Source organism: Gymnodinialimonas mytili, from assembly GCF_037544085.1.
Taxonomy (GTDB): Bacteria; Pseudomonadota; Alphaproteobacteria; order Rhodobacterales; family Rhodobacteraceae; genus Gymnodinialimonas; species Gymnodinialimonas mytili.
The window spans coordinates 234,999-261,563 of the sequence record NZ_JBBIFW010000003.1; the positions used below are offsets into that span (position 1 = coordinate 234,999).

Annotated in this window: 26 protein-coding genes; 11 read left to right on the forward strand and 15 right to left on the reverse strand. The window is 62.8% G+C overall.

From position 1 onward, the window contains the following. Positions 1 to 9: 9 nt before the first annotated feature. Positions 10 to 1,005 carry a GlxA family transcriptional regulator gene (locus tag V8J82_RS15405; protein WP_339976281.1) on the forward strand — a complete coding sequence of 332 codons (996 nt, stop codon included), beginning with the start codon at positions 10 to 12 and terminating at the stop codon, positions 1,003 to 1,005. After that, the gene (locus V8J82_RS15410) at positions 1,002 to 2,066 is read left to right on the forward strand and encodes a hypothetical protein (RefSeq protein WP_339976282.1); all 1,065 of its coding nucleotides are present in this window, start codon (positions 1,002 to 1,004) and stop codon (positions 2,064 to 2,066) included. Before V8J82_RS15405 ends, V8J82_RS15410 begins: the two co-directional genes overlap by 4 nt. Here the strand turns inward: V8J82_RS15410 and V8J82_RS15415 are convergent. Together V8J82_RS15415 and glnE are read right to left on the reverse strand one after the other, a co-directional pair. Further along, a complete protein-coding gene (locus tag V8J82_RS15415; protein ID WP_339976283.1) occupies positions 2,063 to 2,338 on the reverse strand; it encodes a hypothetical protein in 276 nt (91 codons plus the stop codon). The two genes, V8J82_RS15410 and V8J82_RS15415, sit on opposite strands and share 4 nt — an antisense overlap. Then, a complete protein-coding gene (glnE, locus tag V8J82_RS15420) occupies positions 2,325 to 5,057 on the reverse strand; it encodes a bifunctional [glutamate--ammonia ligase]-adenylyl-L-tyrosine phosphorylase/[glutamate--ammonia-ligase] adenylyltransferase (protein ID WP_339976284.1) in 2,733 nt (910 codons plus the stop codon). Before glnE ends, V8J82_RS15415 begins: the two co-directional genes overlap by 14 nt. 111 nt (positions 5,058 to 5,168) lie before the next feature. On the opposite strand from glnE, the gene V8J82_RS15425 reads away from it, so the two are divergent. Continuing rightward, positions 5,169 to 5,639, forward strand: coding sequence for a YbaK/EbsC family protein (locus V8J82_RS15425; RefSeq protein ID WP_339976285.1), 471 nt, complete (start codon positions 5,169 to 5,171; stop codon positions 5,637 to 5,639). Here V8J82_RS15425 and lpxB read toward each other — a convergent pair. From lpxB to frr, 12 genes are all read right to left on the reverse strand, one after another. Further along, on the reverse strand, positions 5,629 to 6,771 hold the full coding sequence (gene lpxB, locus V8J82_RS15430; RefSeq protein ID WP_339976286.1) for a lipid-A-disaccharide synthase: 1,143 nt from the start codon (positions 6,769 to 6,771) through the stop codon (positions 5,629 to 5,631). The genes V8J82_RS15425 and lpxB overlap by 11 nt on opposite strands. Continuing rightward, positions 6,756 to 7,526: an LpxI family protein gene (locus V8J82_RS15435; protein WP_339976287.1), complete on the reverse strand. Its 771-nt coding sequence runs from the start codon at positions 7,524 to 7,526 to the stop codon at positions 6,756 to 6,758. The genes lpxB and V8J82_RS15435 overlap by 16 nt, the downstream gene beginning before the upstream one ends. 4 nt (positions 7,527 to 7,530) lie before the next feature. Further along, the gene (gene lpxA, locus V8J82_RS15440) at positions 7,531 to 8,337 is read right to left on the reverse strand and encodes an acyl-ACP--UDP-N-acetylglucosamine O-acyltransferase (RefSeq protein ID WP_339976288.1); all 807 of its coding nucleotides are present in this window, start codon (positions 8,335 to 8,337) and stop codon (positions 7,531 to 7,533) included. After that, complete coding sequence (gene fabZ, locus V8J82_RS15445) at positions 8,337 to 8,810, reverse strand: 3-hydroxyacyl-ACP dehydratase FabZ (protein ID WP_339976289.1); 474 nt, start codon at positions 8,808 to 8,810, stop codon at positions 8,337 to 8,339. Before fabZ ends, lpxA begins: the two co-directional genes overlap by 1 nt. A 118-nt stretch (positions 8,811 to 8,928) precedes the next feature. Further along, positions 8,929 to 9,504, reverse strand: a complete 576-nt coding sequence (locus V8J82_RS15450) for an OmpH/Skp family outer membrane protein (protein WP_339976290.1) — start codon at positions 9,502 to 9,504, stop codon at positions 8,929 to 8,931. 5 nt (positions 9,505 to 9,509) lie between these two features. Next, positions 9,510 to 11,846 carry an outer membrane protein assembly factor BamA gene (bamA, locus tag V8J82_RS15455; protein ID WP_339976291.1) on the reverse strand — a complete coding sequence of 779 codons (2,337 nt, stop codon included), beginning with the start codon at positions 11,844 to 11,846 and terminating at the stop codon, positions 9,510 to 9,512. 188 nt (positions 11,847 to 12,034) lie between these two features. Next, positions 12,035 to 12,172: a hypothetical protein gene (locus tag V8J82_RS15460; protein ID WP_339976292.1), complete on the reverse strand. Its 138-nt coding sequence runs from the start codon at positions 12,170 to 12,172 to the stop codon at positions 12,035 to 12,037. Positions 12,173 to 12,271: 99 nt separating this feature from the next. Then, positions 12,272 to 13,603, reverse strand: a complete 1,332-nt coding sequence (rseP, locus tag V8J82_RS15465) for an RIP metalloprotease RseP (protein ID WP_339976293.1) — start codon at positions 13,601 to 13,603, stop codon at positions 12,272 to 12,274. Between the two features lie 16 nt (positions 13,604 to 13,619). Next, the gene (dxr, locus tag V8J82_RS15470) at positions 13,620 to 14,807 is read right to left on the reverse strand and encodes a 1-deoxy-D-xylulose-5-phosphate reductoisomerase (protein ID WP_339976294.1); all 1,188 of its coding nucleotides are present in this window, start codon (positions 14,805 to 14,807) and stop codon (positions 13,620 to 13,622) included. Continuing rightward, positions 14,807 to 15,655, reverse strand: coding sequence for a phosphatidate cytidylyltransferase (locus tag V8J82_RS15475; protein ID WP_339976295.1), 849 nt, complete (start codon positions 15,653 to 15,655; stop codon positions 14,807 to 14,809). Before V8J82_RS15475 ends, dxr begins: the two co-directional genes overlap by 1 nt. 6 nt (positions 15,656 to 15,661) lie before the next feature. Then, complete coding sequence (gene uppS, locus V8J82_RS15480) at positions 15,662 to 16,378, reverse strand: polyprenyl diphosphate synthase (RefSeq protein ID WP_339976296.1); 717 nt, start codon at positions 16,376 to 16,378, stop codon at positions 15,662 to 15,664. A 165-nt stretch (positions 16,379 to 16,543) separates the two neighbouring features. After that, a complete protein-coding gene (frr, locus tag V8J82_RS15485) occupies positions 16,544 to 17,107 on the reverse strand; it encodes a ribosome recycling factor (RefSeq protein ID WP_339976297.1) in 564 nt (187 codons plus the stop codon). A gap of 242 nt (positions 17,108 to 17,349) precedes the next feature. Here frr and V8J82_RS15490 point away from each other — a divergent pair, with 242 nt between their 5' ends. Continuing rightward, positions 17,350 to 18,039: a DUF8692 domain-containing protein gene (locus tag V8J82_RS15490; RefSeq protein WP_339976299.1), complete on the forward strand. Its 690-nt coding sequence runs from the start codon at positions 17,350 to 17,352 to the stop codon at positions 18,037 to 18,039. A 58-nt stretch (positions 18,040 to 18,097) separates the two neighbouring features. On the opposite strand, the gene pyrH is transcribed toward V8J82_RS15490, so the two are convergent. Continuing rightward, positions 18,098 to 18,829, reverse strand: coding sequence for a UMP kinase (gene pyrH / locus V8J82_RS15495; RefSeq protein WP_339976656.1), 732 nt, complete (start codon positions 18,827 to 18,829; stop codon positions 18,098 to 18,100). A gap of 121 nt (positions 18,830 to 18,950) precedes the next feature. Between pyrH and miaA the strand changes: the two genes are divergently transcribed. From miaA to V8J82_RS15530, 7 genes are all read left to right on the forward strand, one after another. Continuing rightward, complete coding sequence (gene miaA, locus V8J82_RS15500; RefSeq protein WP_339976301.1) at positions 18,951 to 19,820, forward strand: tRNA (adenosine(37)-N6)-dimethylallyltransferase MiaA; 870 nt, start codon at positions 18,951 to 18,953, stop codon at positions 19,818 to 19,820. Positions 19,821 to 19,864: 44 nt separating this feature from the next. Continuing rightward, positions 19,865 to 20,671, forward strand: a complete 807-nt coding sequence (locus V8J82_RS15505; RefSeq protein WP_339976303.1) for an AraC family transcriptional regulator — start codon at positions 19,865 to 19,867, stop codon at positions 20,669 to 20,671. A gap of 263 nt (positions 20,672 to 20,934) precedes the next feature. After that, a complete protein-coding gene (locus V8J82_RS15510) occupies positions 20,935 to 22,590 on the forward strand; it encodes an ABC transporter substrate-binding protein (RefSeq protein ID WP_339976305.1) in 1,656 nt (551 codons plus the stop codon). 199 nt (positions 22,591 to 22,789) lie between these two features. After that, a complete protein-coding gene (locus V8J82_RS15515) occupies positions 22,790 to 23,902 on the forward strand; it encodes an ABC transporter permease (protein ID WP_339976307.1) in 1,113 nt (370 codons plus the stop codon). A 13-nt stretch (positions 23,903 to 23,915) separates the two neighbouring features. Continuing rightward, on the forward strand, positions 23,916 to 25,523 hold the full coding sequence (locus V8J82_RS15520; RefSeq protein WP_339976309.1) for an ABC transporter permease: 1,608 nt from the start codon (positions 23,916 to 23,918) through the stop codon (positions 25,521 to 25,523). An 8-nt stretch (positions 25,524 to 25,531) separates the two neighbouring features. Further along, positions 25,532 to 25,972: a hypothetical protein gene (locus V8J82_RS15525; protein ID WP_339976311.1), complete on the forward strand. Its 441-nt coding sequence runs from the start codon at positions 25,532 to 25,534 to the stop codon at positions 25,970 to 25,972. A 111-nt stretch (positions 25,973 to 26,083) separates the two neighbouring features. Further along, positions 26,084 to 26,563, forward strand: coding sequence for a hypothetical protein (locus tag V8J82_RS15530; protein WP_339976313.1), 480 nt, complete (start codon positions 26,084 to 26,086; stop codon positions 26,561 to 26,563). Positions 26,564 to 26,565: the final 2 nt, after the last annotated feature.

Consider the following 26,565-nt stretch of genomic DNA (forward strand, 5'->3'; position numbering starts at 1 on the left):
GAGAATGCGATGTCTGACGCATCCAGATCTGCGCGCCCCGGTGAGGGTCCGAAGCGGTTTATCTTCGTATTGCTGGACCAGTTTACGCTGCTGTGTTTTTCCTCGGCCGTTGAAGCGCTGCGTATTGCCAATCGCATGTCGGGGCGTGACCTGTATTCCTGGACCCTGGCGGGCGAAGGCGGCGATTATGCGCAAAGCTCATCCGGCATCTGGTTTCGCCTCGATACCGATCTGGACGAGGTGATGCGCGACGATACCGTTCTGATCTGCGGCGGCATCGATGTGGCCAAGGCCACCAGCAAGCGCATGCTCAGCTGGATCCGGCGCGAGGCTCGCAAGGGCCCGATGATCGGCGGGTTGTGCACGGCGGGCTACACGCTGGCCAAGGCCGGGCTGCTCGATGGCAAACGCGCCACGATCCATTGGGAAAACCAGGACAGTTTCACCGAGGAATTCGAAGAGGTCACCCTGACCAAATCGGTCTTCGTGATCGATGGCAACCGTATCACGACAGCGGGCGGCACGGCCTCGATCGATTTGATGCTCAAGATCATCGCCCAGGACCAGGGTGAGGAATTGGCCAATCTGGTGGCCGATCAGCTGATCTACACCTCGATCCGCACCGACCAAGACACGCAACGCCTGTCGATCCCGACACGGATCGGCGTGCGCCACCCCAAATTGGGCCAGGTCATCCGCATGATGGAGACCAATATCGAAGATCCGATCAGCCCGGCGCAACTGGCCCAGGAGGTCGGCATGTCGACGCGGCAATTGGAGCGGCTGTTCCGCCGCTATCTGAACCGCTCACCCAAGCGGTATTATATGGAATTGCGTCTGGCCAAGGCGCGAAACCTGCTGATGCAGACGGATATGAGCGTAATCAATGTGGCGCTGGCCTGTGGCTTTGCCTCACCTTCGCATTTCTCAAAATGCTACCGCGCGCATTACAGCACCACCCCCTATCGTGAGCGCGGCACCCACGCGGCCCGCACCAGCGCATGATCACCAAGCGGGCCTTGCTGGTTGTGGCCGCACCGATTGCAGCCGCGGCCCTTGGCTATTTTGCGATCCTGCTGCCGGTCAGCCAATGGCTTCGCGGGCATGATATCGAAGAGGCGATGGCGCAATTGCCCTCGCGCCTGATCGCACCGATGATCCTGGCCGAAGAAACCACACCCGATTTGGTTGTGTTCCAGGATGGCGATGACGGCTGGTTTGAATTGGATGTGTCCGCCCTGTCGCCGGAGCTTGAGATTGGCTTTTACGGCCCGCGCCTGTTCGACGCGATGATCGGAAATGACCATCTGCCGCTTTATTGCGGCGGCGAACGCGCGCAAGCGGGCAAGATCATCTGGGCCGTCTCCGACCGGCAGATCGCGCGCGATTATGCCTTTTGCAATCCCGGTCGCATGGATCTGGCCGCGCTCAGGCCGCTTGCCGCCCCGGTTGAGATGATCACCAGCGATTTCAACCGCGCTGAGCTTGATGCCGTCGGCGCCGAAATCAGCTCTGACCCTGATCGCGCGTGGGTGTCGTGGCCGCAAAGCTTCAGCCCACAAACCCATCGGCGTATTCTGTCCCTGCCGATGCTGTGGTTCGCCCCCGACAGTGATCGGTCGCGCCTCGATGTTCAGTTTCGTGTCGAAGAGGCCCTGTTGGAGGCGTTGGACCAGGATGGGACCGTCACGTTCAATCGACGCCCCAACACGCAGATGGTGGTCAGCATCGACCAGACGGATCAGGGCCCGGTTTCTGGCATGGCCGTGCGCCAAGGCGACGATTTGGTCGTTCTGAACGGCTTTTGGGCAGAGGCGCCGTTGGTGTCGGTCGATTGCATGCCAGACCGATGCGGTCGCCTGGATCAGGTGGACCTGGCACCGCTGATTGCGCCGGGCCGCGATATGGTCGCCCTGGAAAACGGCCTGCGCGATGGCGCCGTCTCGGAGGTCGAAATCGGGCCCGCCAGCAACGTCCCGAGCCTTGAGGCCCTGCGCCAAGACCGGATCTCCTGGACCTCTGCCACGCCGATCACCTACCAGATCCGCTATATCCAGCGGCCCTAGCCGTTGGTCTTCAAGCGGGCATTCCGCCCGCCCCGGCGTTTGGCGGCTGGCGCTTGGGCCAGTCCTTCGGTCAAGACAGCGCGCATCGGGTGGGTCTCGGGCTCGTGGCCGTGGCGGTCCAATAGCGCGCGGATCGCGGGGCTCGGATCGGGCGCGGTCTGGCTCAACGCCCAATCCACGAAGATCGAGCGGCATTCGGGCGCGCTGATCCCGTCAATCCGAAACGCTTCACGGATCAGGCCCTTGGGATCGATCGGATCATCCTGGCGCATGGTCTTTGGCTCCGGCATGGGGTGAAAGGGCTGCGTCGATGCTAAAGGCAGCATCTGCCCGCCACCTGTCAAGTTGCGCCACAAGGGCGGCCGTATCCGGCATATCCGTCAAGCGACACAGAAAATCGCGCCCGCCCGCCCCGATCACGTCCGGATCCAGGGGACCCTCGGCCATCAGGCGCCCGGCCTGGTTAACCTGCGCCTGGCCCGCATAGGCAGCGGCCAGCGCGTCGTCGTCCAATTGATCCACCACCGACCGCGCCGGGCTGCCCGCAATCAAGGCACGCGCCTGGGCCAGCAGCGCGATGTCCTGCATCCCGCCGGGGCCATCTTTCACCGCCCAAGTGCCGCCACGCCGCCCCGCCTCGGCCAGCCGGGCGCGCATCTGGGCGGCATCGTCCAACACTTCTTGCGCCTGACCCTGTCGCGCCGCAATGACGTCGCAACGCACCGCCTCCACATCGCGGGCCAGGCTCGCATCGCCAGCCACGGCACGCGCGCGGGTCAGGGCCATGTGCTCCCAGGTCCAGGCTTCATCCCGCTGATAACGTTCGAAAGCGGCCAGGGAAGTCGCCACAGGCCCCTGCCCACCGGACGGCCGCAAACGCATATCGACATCATAGAGCTTGCCCTCTGCCGTGGGTGCGGACAAAGCCGTGATCAGCGCCTTGGTCGCTTTGGCAAACCAATTGCGCGGATCGAGCGGCCTTGGGCCGTCGGTCATATCCACATCCCCCGCATCGAAGATCACGATCAGGTCCAGATCCGAGGCCGCATTCATTTCCTGCGCGCCCAGACTACCCATGGCCAGAACCACTCCGCCGCGCCCCGGCGCGGGCCCGTGGCGTTGCGCGATCTGTGCGCAAACCGCAGGCCAAAGAGCCGCCACCACCGCCTCACCAAGATCGCTGTAATGCCGCGCCGCATCTTCAGCCGAGATCAACCCGCGCAGCAAATGCACTCCGACACGGAAATGCCATTCCCGCCGCCATCGCCGCGCCATGTCCAGCTGAGCCTCGTAATCCAGCGGCGCCAATTCTTGCATAAGATCATCGCGCAATTCCTGGGCCCCAGGCCAAGGTGCAAAGAATTGACCATCCAGCACCGCATCCAACACCGCCGAATGGCGCGACAGATATTGCGCAAGGCCCGGCGCCGTCGCGCAGATATCGCAGATCAGATCCACCAGGCTTGGATTGGCCTCGAACAGGGAAAATAGCTGCACCCCGGCGGGCAATCCGCGCAGGAAGCCATCAAAATTCGCCAGCGCCTCATCGGGCTTGGCGGCCAGCGCAAAGCGGGCCAGCAGGTCGGGTTTCAGACGGTCGAAAATCTCCTGCCCGCGGGTGGACCGCAACGCGGGATAGCCCGGCCACCGCGCCATGATATCCTGCGCGCCCGCACTAACCTCGGGGGCCTCTTGAATGCGGGTCTTGGAGGCGTAGAGATCGCCGGTGATCTCTTCCACCGCCGCCAACCGATCCTCAAGATCCGCGCGATACCGGTCCACATCGTCCACGCCGCTCAGGCAGGCCAAACGCGCAAATCCGGCCGCGCTGCCCGGCAGATCATGGGTCTGGGCGTCGTCGATCATCTGAACGCGGTGTTCAGCCTCGCGCAGCGCCGTGTAGTGATCGGCCAGCGCCCCGGCCTGATCGCGACTGATCCAATCCGCGCGCGCCAGCGCCGCCAGCGCCTTGACGGTGCGCGGCTGGCGCAGCGCCGGATCGCGGCCACCGGCCACCAGCTGCCGTGTCTGGGCGAAAAACTCGATCTCGCGGATCCCGCCCGGACCCAGCTTCAGATTGCGCCCCTCTAAGGCCCGGGAATGCAGGCCCTTATGGTCACGGATACGCTGGCGCATGTCCATCGTCTCGGCCACAGCGGCAAAATCCAGATGGCGACGCCAGACAAAGGGCACCAGCGCCTCCAGAAACCGTGCGCCCGCCGCGACATTGCCCGCCGCGGGGCGCGCCTTGATATAGGCGGAACGCTCCCAGGTGCGCCCCTCGGCCTCGTAATAGCGCTCCGCCGCCGCCATCGAAATGCAGACCGGCGTGACCGACGCATCGGGCCGCAGCCGCAGATCGGTCCGGAACACATATCCGTCGGCCGTGATATCGCCGAGGCTCGCGGCCATGGCGCGGGTCGCTTTGATGAACCCGGCGCGCGCCTCCATCTCTTCGGCGGGGCCGTGAAACCGGGTTTCATCAAACAGGCAGATCAGGTCGATATCGGACGAATAATTCAGCTCTCCGGCGCCCATCTTGCCCATGGCCAGCGCCACCATGCCCGCCCCGTCGCGCAGCGCGTCTTCTTCGGTCTGGCCGGGGATCTTTCCGCGTTTCGCTTGCGTTTTGACATGAACGGCCAGCGCCGCCGAGACACACGCATCTGCAAAATCGCTCCAGGCCTGCGTCACGGTCGGCAAGGCCCACACACCACCCAGATCCGCCAGTGCCACAATTAATGCCGCGCGCCGTTTCAGGCCCCGCAGGCCCACATTTAACGTCTCAGCGGTCAAATCCCCGGTGGCCGCAATCAATTCCGCAATCACATCCTCGGGCGGCTGATCCAAGGCATGGCTCAGCCAATGCCCTTCCTTGCCAATCAACCCCGTCAGATAGGGCGAGGATCCCGCGCTGCCCCGGATCAGCTCGGCCATTTCCGGCCCCAAATGGGGCATCTTCGCCAACGCCTCGGCCCCGCGATCGGGCATATGGGCGATGGGGCAGCGGGTCAGACGGGCGGCAAAGGACATCGGGGGGCTTTTTTTCCGGGGTCAGATGACAATAGTGGCGCGGTACCGGAATGGCAGGGGAGAGGCAGCGTGTCAAAGTCACTGAAACGGGTCAAACGCGCCTTGGAAGAGGCTGGGCTGGCCATCGAGGTGGTCGAGATGGCCGAAGGCACCAAAACCGCTGCTGCCGCCGCACAAGCCGCCGGATGTGAGATCGACCAGATCGCGAAATCCATCATCTTCCGCGATGAGGCGACGGGCGCGGCGGTTCTGTTCGTGACGGCGGGCGGAAACCAAGTCGATGCGGCAAAGGCCAGCGCGTTGGCAGGGGCACCTTTGGGCAAGGCCGACGCCGCGCTGATCCGCGCCCAGACTGGCTTTGCCATTGGCGGCGTGTCCCCCGTGGGCCATCTGAACCCGATCCGCGCGTGGTATGATCCGCGCTTGCTGGAATTTGACGTGGTCTATGCCGCGGCGGGCACGCCAAATCACATCTTCGCCGCAGCGCCCGAGGATTTGCGCGTGCTGGCAGGGGCCGACACCGCCGATTTTACCGGCTAAGCGCGTTCAGCACCGATTGCGCCGCCCGCAGACCGGGCGGCGTGCCACCCGCCCCCAGACGCTCCATCGTCAGCTCCATAGCCGCCTGCTGCGCCACGCCCTGCCCGGTTAGAAGCCCGTCAAGCGCCCCGCGGATGGCATCCGGCTTGCAGTTTTCGGCCAGGAATTCCGGGATCGTGCGGGTTTCGGACACCAGATTGACCAAGGTCACGGTGTCGATCAGGATCGCGCGCTTCATGATGCGGCGCGTCAGCCAGTTCATGTCATAGGCAATCACCATCGGCACATGATTGGCGGCAAGCTCCAGCGACACCGTGCCCGACGCCGCCAAGGCCACATCCGCCGCCGCAAAGGCCGCACGTTTCTGGGCCGCGTCAGATGCGGGAAGAATCAGGGGCGTAGGCGCCCAATCCGCGGTCAGCTCTCGGACCGCATCGATGACATTCGGCGGTGCAGGGAGAACCAAATGCGCCTTGATACCCCGCAACGCGGTGCCAAAGATCGGCGCAAGCCGCGTCACCTCGGACCGTCGAGATCCCGGCAGAACCAGAACCATGGGGCCGTCGATCCCATGGGCCGCCCGGAAGGCTTGCGCCTCATCCGCATCCGCCACGGGCTCGGTCACCACCGGATGACCCACAAAATCGCAGCTCATCCCAGCCGCTTCCATATAGGGCGGCTCAAAAGGCAACAGCGCCAGCACATGGTCGATGACCTTGGCCATCTTATCCGCGCGCCCGGGCCGCCACGCCCAGACCGACGGCGCCACGTAATGAATGGTCTTCAGGCTCGGATTGGCCTGTTTCGCCAATTTCGCCACGCGCAGACAGAAATCCGGGCTGTCGATGGTGATCAACGCCTCCGCCCCGCTTTCGGCCACGGCCTGCGCCGTCTGCGCAATGCGGCGTTTGAGGTGAAAATACTTCGGCAGCACCTCTGCAATGCCCATCACCGCGAGTTCGTCATACGGAAAAAGCGAGCGAAGCCCCTGATCCGCCATCAGCGGCCCGCCGACACCATGGGCCTCGATCTCGCCCCCCGCCTCGCGCAGCCCCGCCATCAACGCCCCGCCCAATCGGTCGCCAGACGGCTCTCCGGCGACGAAGAACAGCCGTGTCACGGACCGGCCCATAGGTTGATGCCGGTCTCCGTACAGGCAGCCTCGATCCCGTCGCGATCCAACATCAGCACACCGCCCGCCGCGATCTCGATCCCGGCAAGCCCGGCGGCGGCGGCGGCGCGGATCGTCTCGGGTCCGATCGCGGGCATGTCGACACGCAGATCCTGACCGGGCTTGGGCCGCTTGACGAACACGCCGCCAGAGCCCGGCGCAGAGCTTGCCACAAACGCCAGCATCGAATCGGTGCCTTGCAGGGTTTCGATCCCGATCACCTGGCCGCCCGCAGCCACGGCGCCCTGCCCCACATCCAGCGGCCCGAGCGCGTCCAGAACGGCGCGGGCCCGGGCGGCATCCGCATCGCCCATCTGTTCACCGTAGAGAACACCCGCGGGCGCGATCAGGTCGGGCCGGATCTCATGGGCGGCAACAACGCGGAACCCATCCGCTTCGATCACCGCAATCACCGCGCGCAGCAGGGCATCATCGCCCTGCGACATCGCCGCCATCAGGGCGGGCATCTGCCGCGCGGTGAAGGGATCGAAGGCCACCGGATCCAGAGGCGGACGCGACATCGCACCTGCGAGGCAGATCTCTTCCACCTCAAGCTCCCTTAGCTTGTCGAACAATGCACCCAATTGCTCGAACCGCGCCTCAAGGGTTGGAACGACGCTGTCGATCTCGACCCCGCGGAACTGCACGATATGGGCCGGTTCGACCGCCGATAGCAGCCCCGGCAGTGCGCCCTGCCCCGCGAGGATCGCCAACATCACACTACTCCGGCGTCAGGAACGAGCGGTCGGAATCGCCCAGAACAAAATCAACGATATCGCGCACATAATCGCTGTCGATATCCTCATTGTCAGCCAGCCGCCGCGCGCGATCCTGGAACGAATTGCCCTCGCCCTGTTTCAGCGCCTGCAGGGCGGCGCGCAGAGCGGTGATATCGGATTTGGCAACACCGCGGCGCTTCAATCCAACCAGATTCAACCCGTCTAGCCGCCCGCGCGGCCCCTGCACTAGACCGTAGGGGATCACATCGTTGGTCACCATCGTCACAGCACCAATGATCACGCCTGACCCGATCCGTACCCGTTGCAAGACCCCCGACAGACCGCCGATGATGACGTCATCCCCGACGATGCAATGACCCGCCAGAGCCGAACAGTTCACCATCACCACCCGGTCGCCCACATGGCAATCATGCGCCACATGGGAATTGGCCAGAAACAACCCGTCATCGCCCACCTGCGTGACGCCGCCACCGCCCTCGGTACCGGTATTCATGGTCACCCCTTCGCGGATACGATTGCGCTTGCCCACGATCAGACGCGTTCGCTCGCCGCCGAATTTCTTGTCCTGGGGGATCTCGCCGATGGAGGTGAAGGGAAAGATCTCGGTTCCTTCGCCGATATCGGTCCAGCCGGTGACAATGGCATGCGATTTCAGTGTGACATTCGCCCCAAGCGTCACCTCGGGACCGACCATAGAAAACGGCCCGATGTAACATCCCGGCCCGATCACTGCGCCATCGTCGACAATGGCGGAGGCGTGAATCTCCGCGCTGGGATCAATCGCCATCAGCCAGCCTCCTTCGGCAGATCCATCATCGCGGTGAAGGCGCATTCGCAGGCCAATTCGCCCTCGACCAGGCCCTGCCCCTCGAATTTCCAGACCTTGGCGCCCGGCTTGCCGCGAGTCGCGTTCACATGCAGCTCCAGCACATCGCCCGGCCCCACCTTGCGGCGGAACTTGCAGGCATCGATCCCCATGAAATAGACGAGGAAATTCTTGTCGGCGAGGTCAGCCGACACCCCGACCATAACGGCCGCGGTTTGCGCCATCGCCTCGACAATCGTGACGCCGGGCATGATCGGCACGCCTGGAAAATGGCCTTGGAAATGCGGCTCGTTCACGGTGACGTTCTTAAGACCGATCGCCGAGGTGAAGGGCACGATATCCTTGACCCGGTCAACCAACAAAAACGGGTAGCGGTGGGGCAGAATGCGCTGGATCAGATCGATATCGGCGATGTCGGGCGTTTCGGCCGTCATGGGCTGCCTCCGGTATTGATCGGGATGGGTGTGGCCCTCCCGCTGCGTAAAACATGGGCGCTTCGCCCGGTTCGGCGACGGTTAGCAACTCCGCCCCGCCACGGCAAGGCGCGTGGGATTACTCCGGGTCGGTCAATCCGGGCAAATCGATGATCGGATCCGGCCCGCCATCGCCCAAGGTCTCGTCGATCTCGGCAATGGCTTCCTCGGTGATGTCGATGGAATCCGCGGAAAGCAGCACCGAGCGGGAATCGAGCAGCACAGCCGCGCCGCGATCTTCGATCAGTTGCAGCAAGACCGGCACCGATTCCTCGAAGAACCGCTGCTGCGCCGCATCGGCCTGCGCTTGCAAATCGCGGGTCTTGGCGTCTTGCGCGGCACGGATCGCGGTGACACGGATGTCAAACTCATCGGCCAGACCGCGAAATTCATCGGGCGGCATCGTTTCGCGCCGCTCGGTCAGGGCCAGTTCCTCTTCGGTCAAAAGCGACTCGATTTGGCGGTTCTCGTTCGCCAAAGCGGCAGAGGCCGCCTCAAGCTCACGCTGAAGGCGCATACCGTATTGCGTCAATTGCAGAAGACGTTCCTGGTTCAATACCAAAACCGCTGTGCCCTGATCCGGCGCATCCTGCTGCGCCAAGATCGGCGCAACAGGCAAGCAGAATGCAACACATAGGGCCAGAGCCAGGCGCATCGGGATCAGAAGCGCGCCTCGACGGTGAAGTCAAAGTTGCGCGTTTCGTCGTAATCCTCGACATCCACCGGATGCGTGAAGTTGAAGCGCAGTGGCCCCAGCGCGGTATCCCAGAAGATCGACACACCGACGACCGAGCGCAGGCGGAAGGAATCATCCACCTCCGTCCCGCCGAAACCCGCCGTATCATCCAGACCCCAGACCGACCCGACATCGGCGAACACGCCGCCGGAGATGCCGTATTCCTCGGGCAGACCAAGGGGGAACGCCGCTTCGAACCGCGCCACGGCGAAGTAGTTGCCGCCCAGGGGGTTTTCATTGGGCGCGGCAGTGTCGCGCGGCCCAAGGCCGAAGGGTTCAAAACCACGGATCTGGCGCGAGTTCAGCCGGAAGCGGTTGGACAAGCGCGTCCCATCATCCAGGGCGCTGACGGCACCGCCTTCAAGTGTCGCCCGCAAAGTGACCTCTTCACGGGCCACGCGGGTCTCGCCGATACCGGTGAAGCGGGTCCGAATGAATTCCGTATCGCCACCCAGGCCCGCATATTCGGCGGATACATTGAAGGCGACGCCTGCATTTGGGTTCAGGCCGGTTTCACGATTGTCGAAGGAATAGGCAAAGCCGACCGAAGAGGTATAGGCCTCGGTCTCTTCCCGCACCAAGATGGGGGAATCTTCTGTCGCATCCAGGCCGTCGATCTCATCGTAGTCGAACGAATAGAACAATCTCAGGCGGCCATTCTCGCTGATCGGGAATGCGATGGAGCTTCCGATACCATAATTGATCGTATCGAATTCCTGGTTCTGCGACTGTGTTTGGCCGTAGAAAGCCGTCAGCCCCAGCGCAAGATCCCGGCGTAAGAAGGCGGGCTCGGTGAACGAGAAGTTCAACGATTGGCCACCGGATACCGTGCTGAAGCTCAATGCGACGGCCTGGCCACGGCCCAGGAAATTCTGTTCCGAGAAATTCACCGCAATACCGGCGCCGCTATCGGTCGAATAGCTCGCCGAGAAGCCCAAGGCCCCCGTCGGTTGTTCTTCGACATCGACATCGACAATGACCTGCCCTTCGGAGGTGCCGGGGCGTCCATCCACGGCCACATCCGAGAAAAAGCCCGTGGCGCGGATGCGTTCGGCTGCGGCACGGATCTGGCGCGGATCTAGCGGGTCGCCTTCGACCACGTCGAATTGCCGGCGGATCACGCGATCCAAGGTCGTCTGGTTGCCCTCGATATCGATACGCTCAACAAAGACACGCTCACCGGGCGAGATGACGAATTCCACATCCACGGTCAGCGCCGCATCGTTGCGCACCAGCCGCGGTTCGATCCGCACAAACCGCAGACCCTGACTTGAGGCGAGGTTTTCCATCCGTGTGATCGTCGCATCGACGATGCGCGGCGAGTACCGAACGCCGGGACGGATGCGGATGACGTCCTGAAAATCAGCGGCATTGGCGCCGGGGAATTCAGAGACAACCGACAGGTTGCCGATCCGATAGCTCTGCCCTTCGCGAATGTTGAACGTCACGAAGTAAGCGCCACGGTCACGGCTAAGCTCCGGCGTCACGGACAGGATTTCGAAATCGATATAGCCACGGTCCTGGTAGAAATCGATCAGCAACTGGCGATCCAGCGCGATGCGATCCTCGATGAAGGTATCTGACCGGATCAAAGCGCGGAACAGGCCCGCCTGGGTCGATTCCAGCACCTGGCGCAGCCGACGGTCGGAATAATCACGGTTGCCGACAAAGGCGATGCGCTGGGTTTCCACGACCGAGCCTTCGGACACTTCGAAGACCAGATCGACGCGGTTGTTGTCGCGGCGAATGATCTGCGGCGTCGCAACAGCGGTCAGGCGCCCTGTAACGCGATACGCCTCCGCGATGGCGGCGGCATCACGCTCGGCGGTGACCGGCGAATAAACGCGGCGCGGGGTCGAACTGATCACCGCAAACAAATCATCATCGTCCAGGCGGCGATTGCCCTCAATCGCGATGCGATTGATCGTCGGAAATTCCACCACGCTGATGACCAGCGTATTTCCGCGCGGCGCGACCTCGACCGTCTCGAACAGGCCGGAATTCTGCAACCGCTGCAGGGCGTCATTGACCTGCCCCGCCGTCACCGTGGTGCCGGGCTCAAGCCCCGCCACCTCAAGGACAGACGCGTCATTGGTGCGTTCGTTGCCCTGAACATCGAAATTGTTGAACCGGAAGGCTTGAGCATGCGCCGGAGCTGCGAGCACCAAAACCAATAAAATAGCACTGACCAGACCGAACAGCAGACCTGCTCGTTCAGACTGGATTTGCGGAACCAAGTGCATGCGCGCACGACGGGCCATAGAATCCCACCTTCTTCGTCACTTTGCAGACAGCCTACGGGTATCCTGCGCCCGCGGGATCGTCAAACAGATGTGGCACATAAGTTGTGGGGCCACATGGGTTTGTCACAACCTGTGGCGAATCCAGCACGGGGCCACAGCATAGCTGCAGCCCTGAAAAGACTCGGAAATTTTGGGAATGCGATCGCTTAGAACGGTGCGATCAAACGCACGACCCAGCCCGCCAATGTCAGCGCGGCCATGATCAGAAGCGGCGCCAGAAAACGATCCATGTTCCACAGGACAAGGGCGCTCATACCGCGGTAGCTGTCTGCAAGAATACGCATCTCTTCGGGCTCCATCTCTCTCGGATGATGCGAAGATGCCCGCAGAATGTGGCACAAATCTGGCCACGATTGGGTCACTTTGCGCCGCTGCCCCTAAATCTAGGGGCAGAAGATATCGTTGGTCAGCGCAAACAGCATCAGCGACAGCAGCAATACCAGGCCCGTGGTCATGAAGGCATTCAGCACACGCGCGCTCGGCGGCTTGCCCGCCACCGCCTCATAGGCGTGGAAAACCAGATGGCCGCCATCCAGAACCGGAATGGGGAACAGGTTCAACAGGCCGACCGCCGTCGACAAAACCGCGATGAACCAGATGAAATTATCGATGCCCTGCGACGCCGCCGCGCCCGATGTCTCGGCAATGCCGATGGGCCCTTGCAGATTACAGGTCGAAATCTCGCCGACGATGATATGCCAAAGGCCCGACAGAGAGCTTTCCACCACAAACAGCGTCTGTTCCGCCCCAAATCCGATGGCCGCCAATGGCCCGACATTCTCGGTCAAAGGCTCGAAGATTAAACCGCCTGTGATGCCGATCAGCCAGCGTGTTTCAAATCCCCCATCCCGGTCGGGCAGCGCGGTTGACCGGGGGCTGAGTTCCTTTTCCAAGATCTCGCCATCACGCCAGAGCGTCAGCGCCAGAGGCGCCCCTTCCGAGGCATCGACAGCGGCCCGCAATTGGCTGAACGCATGGATCGGGGTGCCGTCCACGGCGGTCAGCACGTCCCCTTCCTGAATCCCGGCCGCGATGGCCGCCGATTGTGGCGTTACCGATTGCACGATGGGCAGGAGCGGGAATGCGGCCTCGACCGTGATCGCCTGTCCGTCGCGCACCACATCGTAGCTCACGGTCTGCGCGGGCTCCATATCACGGCTGATCGTGTAGACATCCGCCAAGGATTCCACGGGTTCGCCCGCGATGGCGGTGATCAAATCGCCCTCCTGCAGGATCGTCACATCGGCCGGAAGCGCCGCGGGGGGGCCGACGCGCGGCTCATCCACCGCGCGCCCCGATACCAGCACAACCGCGCCGAAAATCAGGATCGAGAGGATGAAGTTGAAGATCGGGCCTGCCGCCACCGTCGCCGCACGCGCCCATAGGGGCGCACCCGGCATGGTGCGCCGCCGCTCCGCCGGATCAAGCGCGTCGACGACCTCGGCATCCGCACCGGCAGAGGCCGCATTGGCATCGCCCAGGAATTTCACATATCCGCCAAAGGGCAATGCCGCCACCTGCCATCGCGTGCCACGTTTATCGACGCGGCTGAACAAGACCGGGCCGAAGCCGATGGAAAACACCTCGGCATGGATGCCCGACCAGCGCCCCACGATGTAGTGACCATATTCGTGGATCGCCACGATGATCGACAATGCGACGACGAAGGCGATCAGCGTGAAGCCGATATTGCCAAAGTTCGGAAGAAATTCCATTCCGCGTGCCTCTTAATTACTGCGCGTTCTGCCGTCGCTCTATCTGAGACCAAGCCGCCTGTCGTGCCATGTGGTCGGTCTGCATCACGTCCTCAAGGGTTTTGGGGGCAATTGAAAGGCTGGTTTGCGACGACATCGCGTCAAGACTTTCCTCAACAATGGTTGACATATCCATAAAACCAAGGCGCCCGGCAAGGAAACCGTCAAGTGCGACCTCTTTGGCCGCGTTGAAGATGGCGCCCGAAATGCCGCCCGTTTCCATGACCGCCCGCGCGATGCGCAGGGCCGGGTAGCGGGTGTCACAGGGCGCGCGGAATTCCAGCGTGGCGATCTGCGCCAGATCGATCCGCGCCACCGGCAGGTCGCGCCGATCCGGATAATGCAGCGCATAGCCGATGGCGTGGCGCATATCCGGCGCCCCCAGATGCGCCATCAACGCGCCATCGGTAAATCCGACCAGCGCATGGACGATGCTTTGCGGATGCACCACCGCTTCGATCCGGTCAGGCCCGACGCCAAAGAACTCTTTTGTTTCAATGAGTTCCATGGCTTTGTTGAACATGGAGGCGCTGTCGATGGTGATCCGCTGCCCCATATCCCAATTCGGATGGGCGCCCGCATCTTCGGGCGTGGCGCTGGCCAAGGCCTCAATCGGCCAATCGCGCAGGCCGCCACCCGAGGCGGTGATGATGATCCGCTCAACCGCCGCGATCTCTTCGCCCACCAGGGCCTGGAATACCGCCGAATGCTCACTATCGACGGGCAGGATCCGCGCGCCATGGGCGACCGCCTCGGCCAACAGGATCGGCCCCGCCGTCACCAGGCTTTCCTTGTTGGCCAGGGCCAGCGTGGTGCCATGGCGCAGGGCACGCAGCCCGGGCGCCAGGCCCGCCGCGCCGACAATGGCCGACATGATCCAATCGGCGGGGCGGTCCGCAGCCTCGATCAAGGCCGCCTCACCCGCCGCGGCCTCCACCCCAGAGCCCGCCAGCGCGCCGCGCAACTCATCCAACCGGGTCTCATCCGCGGTCACGGCGACATCGGCCCCCAGCCGGATCGCGTCGGCGGCAAGCTGTGCCACATTCCCCGCCCCCGTCAGCGCCACCACCTCATAGGCCTCAGGGTCCCGCGCGATCAGATCGAGCGTGTTTTGCCCGATCGAGCCCGTGGCCCCAAAGACGCTGACCCTGCGCGGCGCCCGCATCATGGCACCATCGCGTAGCCGACCAGCACAAAGGTCAGCCCCGCCACCAGAAATCCACCCATCATGCCGTCGAACCGGTCCAGCACGCCGCCATGGCCCGGCAACAGGTTGGAGCTGTCTTTCACCCCGGCCCGCCGCTTCAACGCCGATTCCGCGATATCCGACATCTGCGCGGCAAAGGACACGACCATCAGGAACAGCACGCCCACGATCACCGTCCCAAACGGAGAGCTCCAGCCAACCGCAACCGCGATCAGCGCAGCGCAGAGCCAGCCCGACACCGTGCCCGCCCAGGTCTTGTTGGGGCTGAGCGTGGGCCAGAATTTCGGCCCGCCGATCAGCTTGCCGAAGAAATAGCCCGCCACATCAGTGGCGATGACCGTGGCCACAACCAGCCACATCGCCGCCGGAACGCTTTGATGCAGATAGAAGAACAGGAAGGTTGCGGCAGGGATCATCGCGCCAAATGCGGTTTCCAGCCACGATTTGCGCACCACCGCCATCACCGCCAGCATCGCCAGCGCCATGACGATCAAAGCCACAGGCGCCGGGGCCAGAACCTGCGGCAGCGCGCTGTCCGTGGCCTCGGCAGTGACGGCAAATCGGTCCTCCAATATCAACGACACCGCTAACAACGCCGCCGTGATCACCGTGGCGCCCATTGCAAAAGGTTTTGTCAGCCGCACGATCAGACGAAAATACTCCCATAGCATCACAGCGCCCAAAACCGACAGAAGCAGCGCCAGAACCGGGCCGCCCAGCCACAGGCCCAGGCCCGCAACCCCTAACAGGACAAAGGCTGACACAAGGCGCGGCACCAGATCGGCAAATTTCGGACCCGACGCCATGGGAATTTAGGCCACGACCGCGCCGAACCGCCGTTCCCGCGCGCCAAACCGCCCCACCACCTCGGCAAAGATCTCGTCCGTGAAATCCGGCCAGAGCGTGTCGATGAACTCATATTCCGCGTAGGCCGATTGCCAGAGCAGGAAGTTCGAAATCCGTGCCTCGCCGGAGGTGCGGATCACCAGATCGGGATCGGGCAGCACATGGGTGTCGAGATATTTCGGAAAGGTCTCGTCATTGATCGATTTCGGATCCAGCTTGCCCAGTTGCACATCATAGGCCAAGCGCCGCGCCGCGCGCGCCACCTCGTCCCGACCGCCGTAATTCAGCGCAACCGTCAGATGCACCAGATCGTTATCGGCGGTCAGCAATTCCAGATTGTCCATCATATCGACCAGGGTCGGCTCCAGCCGCGTGCGATCGCCGATGAACCGCACCCGAACGCCATTGTTCAGCAGGTTCTGCGCCTCGCGCCGCAGATAGCGCTTGAACAGCTTCATCAGCCCCGCAACCTCGGTCTGGGTGCGCTTCCAATTCTCGGTCGAGAACGCGAAAATGGTCAGATATTTGACCGACAGGCCCGGACAGGCCTCGACAATCTCTTTCACGCGCTTGGCGCCGGCATGATGGCCGATCAGCCTTGGGCGATTGCGCATCTGCGCCCACCGTCCATTGCCGTCCATAATAATCGCCACATGATTGGGCGAAGTCGTCGATCGTGACATTGTCATGTCCTTTCGCGGCATCCAGGGCCGCTGCGTTTGGCGCGGTTATCTAGGGGCATAAACGATATTGCGAATGAAAGAACCGTTAGGTCTAAAAACAAGCGGGCCCGACGTGCCGCGAAGGTAACACTTGGCGGCGGGAACACGCCGATCCGCAGCAGACCCTTAGACCTGCATGATCTCTTCTTGTTTGGCATCCAACGCATCATCAACACGTTTGATATAGGTATCGGTCAACTCTTGTACCGCCCCTTCCCAGAATTTCTGGTCGTCTTCGCTGATCCCGTCGGCCTTGGCCTTCTTGATCTGGTCCATTCCATCGCGGCGGATATTGCGGATCGCAACGCGGCCATTTTCGGCATAGGTGCCCGCCACCTTGGTCAATTCGCGACGGCGTTCTTCGTTCAATTCGGGGATCGGCAGCATGATGATTGTGCCGTTCAGCTGCGGATTGATGCCCAGCCCGCTTTCACGGATCGCCTTTTCGACCTTGCCCACCAGGCCCTTGTCCCAGACATTCACCGTCACCATCCGCGGCTCGGGCACATTCACCGTGCCGACCTGATTGATCGGGGTCATGGCCCCATAGGCATCCACCATCACCGGCTCCAACATCGACGCGCTGGCCCGCCCGGTCCTGAGCGAGGCGAATTCGGTGCGCAGCGCCCCAATCGCGCCATCCATCCGCCGTTCCAGATCATCGGTATCGAGCATAAAATCGTCTGACATGGGTGCCTCGGAGCCTTCTTTTTGATCAGCACGTGAATAGGACAGCGAAGCGCTATTGTATAGACCGGCAAACCTGACCCCAGCCGCCACCGACCAAAGCGACCCTTTTCGCAGCGGTTTTAAGGCGGCTGCCGCTGCGTCAGCGCCATCTTGCGGGGGGCTGAGCCTACCAAAGATGTAATATTTGTGACATAGCCAACGCCACCGGTCTCTCCCGACATTGATATCTTGTAGAAGTCGTAATGAACAAGAGTCCCACCCCATCGCCTCAGGACAAGCCGAAACAGAAAGTGGAGGCGCCGATGGCGACGTCGCGCCGCCCAAAATGGTTGCGGCTCAGCTCGATCACCAAGATTTGTCTCGGCGTCTTTGGGATCGAGTTTTTAATCGGTGGCTCGGCGGAATTGTTCGGCATACCGGTGCGAGAATTGGTGCGCGACCCTGCCGCGGAATACGGATTTCCGGTCTATGGCGGCGCGTTTTCGACCATCGGCCTCGTCATTCTGGGCGCGGCCAGCATCTTGCTGATCGTCGGCTCTTTTGGGATCAGCTCGCCGTTGAAACGGGTTATGCAGCTAGGAGGCGTTCTCTCGGCCTGCATGACGATTGATGACGCGTTTATGCTACATGAACAGGTGCTGCCGGGCGTTTTCGGCATCTCCGAATATGCGGTTTATCTCATGTATTTTTGCGGCGCGCTTTATCTTTACGTCGAAACCTGGCGCATCGCGGATGCCTATCTGTTATCCGCGGCGCACGCTGCGGCGTTTTTCCTATGTGTGTCCGTTACGGCCGATGTCAGCGGGCTTTATGGCGGCTTCGCGTTCTGGTTTGAGGATTTTGCGAAGCTGTCAGGCTATGTCGCCATCCTGGCCTTCGCCATCCATGCCGCACGGCGCAACCTTCAGACCGCGCCGCCTGCCGAAAACTAGGCGGTGATGTCGTCGGCCCGTGGCATAGCACCGTCGCGCTCAGCCTCTCTTGGCGGGGTCAATCCGTCACTTTCGTGAACGTGCCCTCGCCCGACAGGATCGAGCGGAAGCCGCCCGGCGCGTCCAGGCTGAACACGATGATCGGCAGGTCGTTCTCGCGCGCCAGGGCGATGGCCGAGGCGTCCATGACCCCCAGATGCTGGGCCAGCACCTCATCATAGGTGACCGTCTCGAACCGTTTGGCATCTGCATGTTTGGCCGGGTCCTTGTCATAGACCCCGTCCACCTTGGTGCCCTTGAAGATCGCCTCACAATCCATCTCATTGGCGCGCAGGGTCGCGGCGGTGTCGGTGGTGAAATACGGATTGCCGGTGCCCGCCGCGAAGATCACGACGCGCTTTTTCTCAAGGTGGCGGATCGCGCGGCGGCGAATATACGGCTCAGCCACTTCGTTCATCGTGATCGCCGAGATCACCCGCGTGAACACACCGCTGCTTTCCAAGGCACTTTGCATGGCCAGCGCGTTCATCACCGTCGCCAGCATCCCCATGTAATCGGCCGTCGTCCGCTCCATCCCTTGGGCCGAGCCTTGGAGGCCGCGAAAAATGTTGCCGCCGCCGATCACCAGACAGATCTCCACCCCCAGATCGTGGACCGATTTGATCTCTGCCGCGATCCGTTCAACGGTGGGCGGGTGCAATCCAAATCCCTGGTCGCCCATCAACGCCTCGCCTGAGATTTTCAGCATGACACGGGAATATCGGGCGGCGGGGTTGGCGTCGGTGGACATGGGCGCTTCCTCGGTTTGAAATTTGGCGGCACCATGATCTAAAAGCGCATCCGGTTCAACGCCTTGCCACGCGGCAGGGGCACGCACCCGGATCGCAACATGAAGAACGGCGCGCATTGCATTGATAGACATCGACAATATCGATCCCGGAAAGCCGGTTTTAATCGCCGGTCCAACCGCATCGGGCAAGTCCGCCCTGGCCATGCGCATCGCCGAGACCCAGGGCCGGACCATCGTGAATGCCGATGCGCTGCAGGTCTATGAGGGCTGGCGCGTGCTGACCGCGCGCCCGTCACCCGCCGATGAGGCCGCCCTGCCCCATGCGCTTTACGGACATGTCCCGTTCGAGGCCAGCTACAGCGCCGGCCATTGGCTGCGTGACGCCACACAATATTTGACCGCTAACCCGGTCATCGTCGGCGGCACCGGGCTCTATTTCAAGGCCCTGACCGAGGGGCTGGCCGATATCCCCGCGACCCCGCCCGAGATCCGGGCCGAAGCCGACGCCCTGCCCTTTGCCCAACTCCTCGCCGATCTTGATGCCCACGACCCGACCCTCTCCGCGCGGATAGACCGGCAGAACCGCGCCCGCGTGCAGCGCGGCTGGGAGGTCTGGCGCGCCACCGGCACGCCGCTCTCCATCTGGCAGGCGCAGACCGCGCCGCCCGCCCTGCCCCTCAGCCGCGCCCATCCGATTGTGCTCAACGCCGACCGCGACTGGCTGGCCGAGCGCATCGCGCGCCGCTTCGACCTGATGATCGCGGACGGCGCCTTGGACGAGGCGCGCGCCAACCTGCCGCGCTGGCCCCAAGCGGGCGGAGCCGCCAAGGCCATCGGCGCGCCGGAACTGATCGCCCATCTCAACGGCGATCTGTCGCTGGACGACGCCCGCACAGCCGCCATCACCGCGACGCTGCAATATGCCAAGCGACAACGCACCTGGTTCCGCTCCAATATGGGGGCCTGGACCGCCCTCGACCTGCCGCGTTAACACTTCACCCTTGCGCGCGCCCTCCGCACCGCTACGCTACCCAAATGTTCGAACACTCTCGCCGCCCCATCGCCCATTCGGTCGCCTCTTTGGGCAAGCTCAGGATGCAAAATGCCTGGCGGGTCGAGATGCTGCACGCCTCGCCGAAGAACCGGCTTTACTGGATCACCCGCGGTCAGGGGCGCGTGACGATAAACTGCATCACCCGCGGCTATGGCCCCAATACGGCGGTCTTCGTGCCCGCGCGGGTGCCCATGGCGCTGGAGCTGGCCTCACAAACCCAGGGGCTCGAACTGTGCCTGCCGCCCGATAGCAGCCTGCGCCTGCCCGAGGCGCCGTTTCACCTGCGCGTCTCCAACATCGAAAGCCAATCCGCCCTGACCTCGCATATCGAAAAGATCGAGGCGGAACTGGCAGGCCGCGCGCCCGCGCTGGATCTGACCCTGATGGCCTATTCGCTGTTGATCTCGGCCTGGATGACGCGGGAATTGGCCAAACAGGAAGGCAGCATTCTGCGCGAACGCGCCCACCGCCTGGCCGAATTGTTCGCCGACCGGATGGAGGCGCAGTTCCGCAGCGGCAAAGGGGTCGCCGATTATGCCAAGGAATTGCAGGTCACGCCCACCCATCTCAGCCGCGTCTGCCGCGAGGCGGCGGGGCGTCCGGCCCATGCGCTGCTGACAGAGCGCATCATGTATGAGGCACGTCGCCTGCTGCTGGAAACCGATCTGGCGGCGCGCGAGGTGGCCGAACAGCTTGGCTTTTCCTCTGCTGCCTACTTCACCCGGGCCTTCAGCCAGGCCACCGGGCGCACCCCGACCGAGTTCCGCAAACCGCGCATTCGCGCATAGCCTGACGCTACGGAAGCTGGATCGCGACTCGCCTCACGCAGCGGTATACAGGTATATCTTCTACTGTCATTTCACCGGCGCAGGTCGGTTTTTGGCAAGTCTGATGTCGCAAATCATCACTTTCGCGGCGTTTCTGCCTGTTGACGCAAGTGTCCAATGCGGGCGCTAATATGATTGACACTGGCAGAGCCACCCCACCCATCACTCGGTCGTGGCGGCAAAAACACAAAAAAGAACGAAACGTTCATCAGGGAGATAAAAGAATGACAGATCGGACTCATATCACGCAAACGGGCGGGCTCGACACGCATCCCGTCGCCGAGATGTATGCAAGCGAACATCAGCGTGGCGAGCTGAGCCGCCGCGAATTCATGGTGCGCGCCACCGCCTTGGGGCTAAGCGCCGCCGCCGCCTATTCGCTGATCGGGGTTAACCCGGCCCAGGCCGATGGCCACCGCGTCACACCCGCCGCGGGCGGAACGCTGCGTATCCAGCAAGAGGTCCGCGCGCTGAAAGATCCGCGCACCTTCGATTGGTCGCAAATGGCCAATGTGACCCGCGGATTTCTGGAATACCTGATCGAATACAATGCCGATGGCTCGTTCTCCGGCATCCTGCTCGATTCTTGGGAGGCCAATGAAGACGCGACCGTCTACACGCTGAATGTGCGCCAGGGGATCACCTGGAACAACGGCGATCCGTTCACCGCCGAAGACGTCGCCGCCAATTTCGTTGGCTGGTGCGATGGCACGGTGGAAGGCAATTCCATGGCCACGCGGATGGGCGGCCTGGTCGATCCCGAAACCAACCAGGTGCGCGACGGCGCCATCGAGGTGGTCGATGAATATACGGTGCGTGTGACCTACCCCTCGCCCGATATCACTCTGGTGCCCGGCATCGCCGATTACCCGTCGGCCGTGCAGCACCGTGACCTGATCGGCACCAATCCTGCAGATCACGGCGTCGGCACGGGCGCCTACCGCATCACCTCTTACGAAGTGGGCGTCTCCGCGCGACTCGAACGCAACCCCGACCACACCTATTGGGGCGAGACCTATCTGGACGAGATCGTGTTCGTCGATCTGGGCCAGGACCCCGCCGCCTGGTTTGCGGGCGCCGAGGCCGACGAATTCGACATGACCTACGAGACCGTGGGCGAATTCGTGGATCTGTTTGCCGCCATCGGCTGGACCCAATCCGAGGTCACGACAGCCGCCACCGTGGTGATCCGCCCCAACCAGGGCAATGCGCCCTATGACGATGTGCGCGTGCGCCGCGCCATCGCAATGGCCGTCGATCCGCAGGTCTGCCTGGATCTGGGTATCAACGGCCAGGGCGTGACGGCAGAAAACCACCATGTCTGCCCGATCCATCCCGAATATGCCGAGCTTGACCCGCTGGTCCATGATCCTGCCGGCGCCCAGGCGCTGTTGGAAGAGGCCGGCCATGCCGAGACCGAGTTCGAGCTGATCTCGATCGATGACGATTACCGCAAGAACACCACCGATGCCGTGGCCGCCCAGCTGCGCGATGCGGGCTTCAATGTAACGCGGACAATCATCCCCGGCTCCACCTTCTGGAACGATTGGACGTCGTATCCGTTCAGCTCGACCAATTGGAACCACCGCGAATTGGGGGTGCAGATCCTCAACCTCGCCTACCGCACCGGTGTGCCATGGAACGAATCCGGCTTCTCCAATGCCGAGTTCGATGAGCTCCTGACACAGGCCAACGGAATCCAGGATGCCGATGCACGGCGCGAAGTCATGGCGCGGCTGCAAACGATCATGCAGGATGAGGGCGTGACGCTGCAGCCCTATTGGCGTTCGCTCTTCAGGCATTACCGTGACGGGATCGTGAATGCCGATATGCACCCAAAATTCGAAATCAACGTGCACTACCTTGGTTTCGCGGCGTGATGGGTTAGACTACTGACATCGGCGCCCGAAAACGGGCGTCGGTGAAGCCAGGCGGGGCAAAAGCAAAAATCCAATTTCCCGCACAGACTGAACCGGCCCCACGCCTTGCCTGCGTATCCTTGAGGGCCGGACAGTTGACCCAGGTGGCGCGTCGCCAAAACACCCCGCGCGCCGCCCAGACAACAGGGGATATCATCATATGGGGATGTTCATCTTGCGCCGGACCGGCGTGATGATCTTGACGGCCTTGTGCCTGACCTTCGTGGTCTTCTTTCTGACAAACCTGTTTCCGAACCTTGAGAAGCTCGCCAAAACCCAGGGCAATGCAAGGATGAGCGATGCCGAGGTTGTCAGCTGGCTCGACCGCAACGGCTATGGCGGACCGCTGGTGGTGCGCTACGGCGAATGGCTGGGCGTGGTCCCGGGATGGACCCGGACCAATGACGATACCGGCGCGGTGACAGGCCGCTGTATCGATTTCGGCATGGACGCCGAAGACGCGCCCACGCGCTGCGGTTTGCTGCAAGGCGATCTGGGCTTTTCCACCGTCTCCGATGACGAGGTCGGCAACATCATCGGCGGGCGGCTGATCCTGACAGGCAAGCTGATGTTCTGGGCCTTTGCCCTCATGGTGCCCGCCGCTTTGCTGGTCGGTGTGCTCGCCGGAATGCGCGAGGGCTCGCGGCTGGATCGAAGTCTCTCCACCTTCTCCATCGCCTCGACCGCCACACCGGAATATGTCTCGGGCGTGATCTTCATCGTGGTCTTCGCCTCCACCACGGCGGGCATCTCGGGCACGTTGACGGAATGGGGCTGGCTCGGCAGCGAGGGCTGGCTCGGCGACCGCCGCACGCTGTTTCTCGGCTCGGCCCGCTCGGCCATGGAAGACGGCATCACCTTCTGGAACTTCTTCCTGCCGGTCTTCACCATCGCGCTTTACGGCATGGGCTATATCGCCCGCATGACCCGCGCCTCCATGGCCGAGGTGATGACGGCACAATATATCCGCACCGCCCGCCTCAAAGGCGTCAGCTTCCGCAACATCGTCCTGAAACACGCGCTCCGCAACGCGCTGATCGCCCCTTTCACCGTCATCATGCTGCAATTCCCCTGGCTGCTGACCGGCGTGGTGATCGTGGAGACGCTGTTCAACTATAACGGCTTCGGCTGGACCATGGTGCAGGCCGCCTCCAACAACGATATCGAACTGCTCCTGGCCTGTTCCATCGTGGCGGTCTTCGTCGTCCTCGTGACCCAGCTGATCTCGGATATCGGCTACGTCTTCCTGAACCCCCGTATTCGGATCGCGTGAAGGAGCGCTCGGCATGGAACAACTCACCTGGACCGGCAGCTTCGGCGCCTTTCTCAACCCGCTCCTGCTGGCCGCCCTGGTCATCTTCCTTCTGGGCTTTGTCGCCAACACGATCCTGGCGCTAGCGGGCCTGCGCGCCGGTGATATGGAGGTCAATGCCGACGGCACGCTGGTCTTCAAACGCACCCCTGTCGACTATGCGCTGATGACGATGAAATACGCCGTGCTGCTGTTTCTGGCCTGCTGCGTGGTCTTTGTTCTGGGCGGCATCTTCCAGCCCGATATCCAGGCCAAAGGCATCTTGGGCGCGATGGCCGCGCGGCTGGTGCCGGTCTGGATCGCGCTGATCGTGATCTTTGCGGTCTCTGTCACCTTCAAGCGCAAGCTGGGCCTCTATGGCAAACTCTTCGACAGCCCGATCGGCATGGCCGGGTTTGGCCTGGTGATGTTCTGGATCTTTGCGGCGGTCTTTTCGGGGCTGATCGCGACCCATGGGGCACTCGACGTGATCTCCGGCCTGCGCAACGATCTGCCCGGCACGCCGCTGCCGAACCCGGCTGAGGGCCAATATCCCTATTACCTGCTGGGCGGCGACAATCTGGGCCGCGATGTGTTTTCCCGCGTGGTCTTCGGCGCGGCGGATGTACTGCAGATCGCACCGGTCGCGACGCTGTTTGCCTTCATGGTCGGCATCACACTGGGCCTGCCCGCGGGCTATTTCAGCGGATCCGCGTTCGAGATGCGGTCCCCCGGCTTCTACATCACCTGCGCCCTGGCCGGACTTGCCGCCGTGATCGGCGCAATCAGTGGCGGCCTGTCGGTGGGCCTCTGGACCCTGGTCGCGGCGGCGGTGGCGATCGGGCTGTTCCTGACCGTAAAACTCGACACGATCCTGACCTTCATCGCCAATCTCGCCCTGGCCTTTCCGGTCATCCTGCTGTTCTTCCTGCTGGTGACACCGGAAATCGTCGCCGCGGGCGTGCCGCAATATATGTCGATGGTGCTGTTCCTGTTCCCGATCATCTTCCTGGTGGTTCTGTTCAACTCGCGCTTCCACACACAGCCGATGACGCGCAATATCCTGGTCGCGGCGGCGGCGATTGTGGGCTTCACCGCCTATTTCTCGCTGATCTCGAACCGATCCGATGCCGATGCGCCGATCCGCTTCTGGCCAGAGGCGCTGGATTTCTTCGACATCCCCGGCAATCTCTTGATCGTCTTCGTGGCGGTGGTCTTCGTGAACTCACCCACCGTCTTCCGCATCGTGCGTGGCATCGTGCTGGATGTGAAAACCCGCGACTACGTGGCCGCGGCGCAAACCCGCGGCGAGGGCCCCTGGTACATCATGTTGTGGGAGATCCTGCCCAATGCGCGCGGGCCGCTGATCGTCGATTTCTGCCTGCGCATCGGCTATACCACGATCCTTCTGGGGACCTTGGGCTTCTTCGGTCTGGGGGTCAGCCCCGAAAGCCCCGATTGGGGCAGCACGATCAACGAAGGCCGCCGCCTTCTGACCGTCTATCCCCACCCGGCCCTGCCGCCCGCCTTGGCGCTGATGAGCCTGGTGCTGGGCCTCAACCTGCTGGCCGACGGCCTCCGCGAAGAAAGCCTGAGGGATTGATGCGCGGAGTGGTCCTTTCCCTCGCGGTGCTACAGGTTCCTGGCGCGCCAGCGGCGGCGCAAGATGTTCCGATTTGGCTGACCTGCAGCGGCATGGCCGAATACACCTATTGGGCCTACGACCAAATCCAGCAGGCCGAGGGTCACACCGACCATGCAGAGCGTATTCGCCTCCTGCGCATTTCATCCGGCGTCTTCGTGCAGACCCATGTCGAAGAGGTCGGCTGTACCGTAGACCGGCAGGATATTCGCGCCACGATCCAGGCTGAGGCGAACCTCGCATCCGACTACTTCGGCATCCGGCGTCAGGACGGAGACACTGCGCAGGACATACTGACCGAATATGACGGTATCCTGGATACCTGCATCGCCGATGTGGGAGCGGACCGTTTCACCCGCCTGATGGCTGATTTCGCCGAAAACGGCCCGCCCTGCGGGTGGACGGAATGAGCCCGCTGCATGCCCCCCGCCCTGGCCCTGATGCCGATGTTCTTGGGCCGCAACCTGCTGGCCGACGGCCTGCGCGCAGTCAGCCTGCCGGGTTAAAGATGGAGCGCCAAGATGATCTTCCCTCCGTCGAGCCGACCACCGCATACTCGCCGTGGGGCCTGGGGCTTTGTGGCGGTGATCGGCATCTTAGCGATTGTTGGGGCCATCGCCGTTGCCATCGAAATGCGCCGCGCACCCGCAAACGAACCCGGAGTGGCGCTGGCCTGGGGGCGCTACGGCCCAACCCACTCCATCGCCGAACGCGGCGAGACGGATGGCGCATGGGTTCTCTATTGCAGACGCACCGCAACCGAATGCCTGCCCCGGGCCGCTCGGCTCTGCGGTGGCCCGTTCGAAGCGACCGCGCTGCCGCAACCGGAATCGGGATGGCACGCCGTGGCACACCGCCGCAGCTTTGGCGCGCCAAACGATCAGGCGCAGCCTGTTCCCACGATAACGGAATGGTCCGAGAACCTGGACTTGCGCATGAGGCGAACCGGATTGATTGGCTTCCGGAACGGAAACCGCATCACCTGCCTCTCGCAATCATGAGC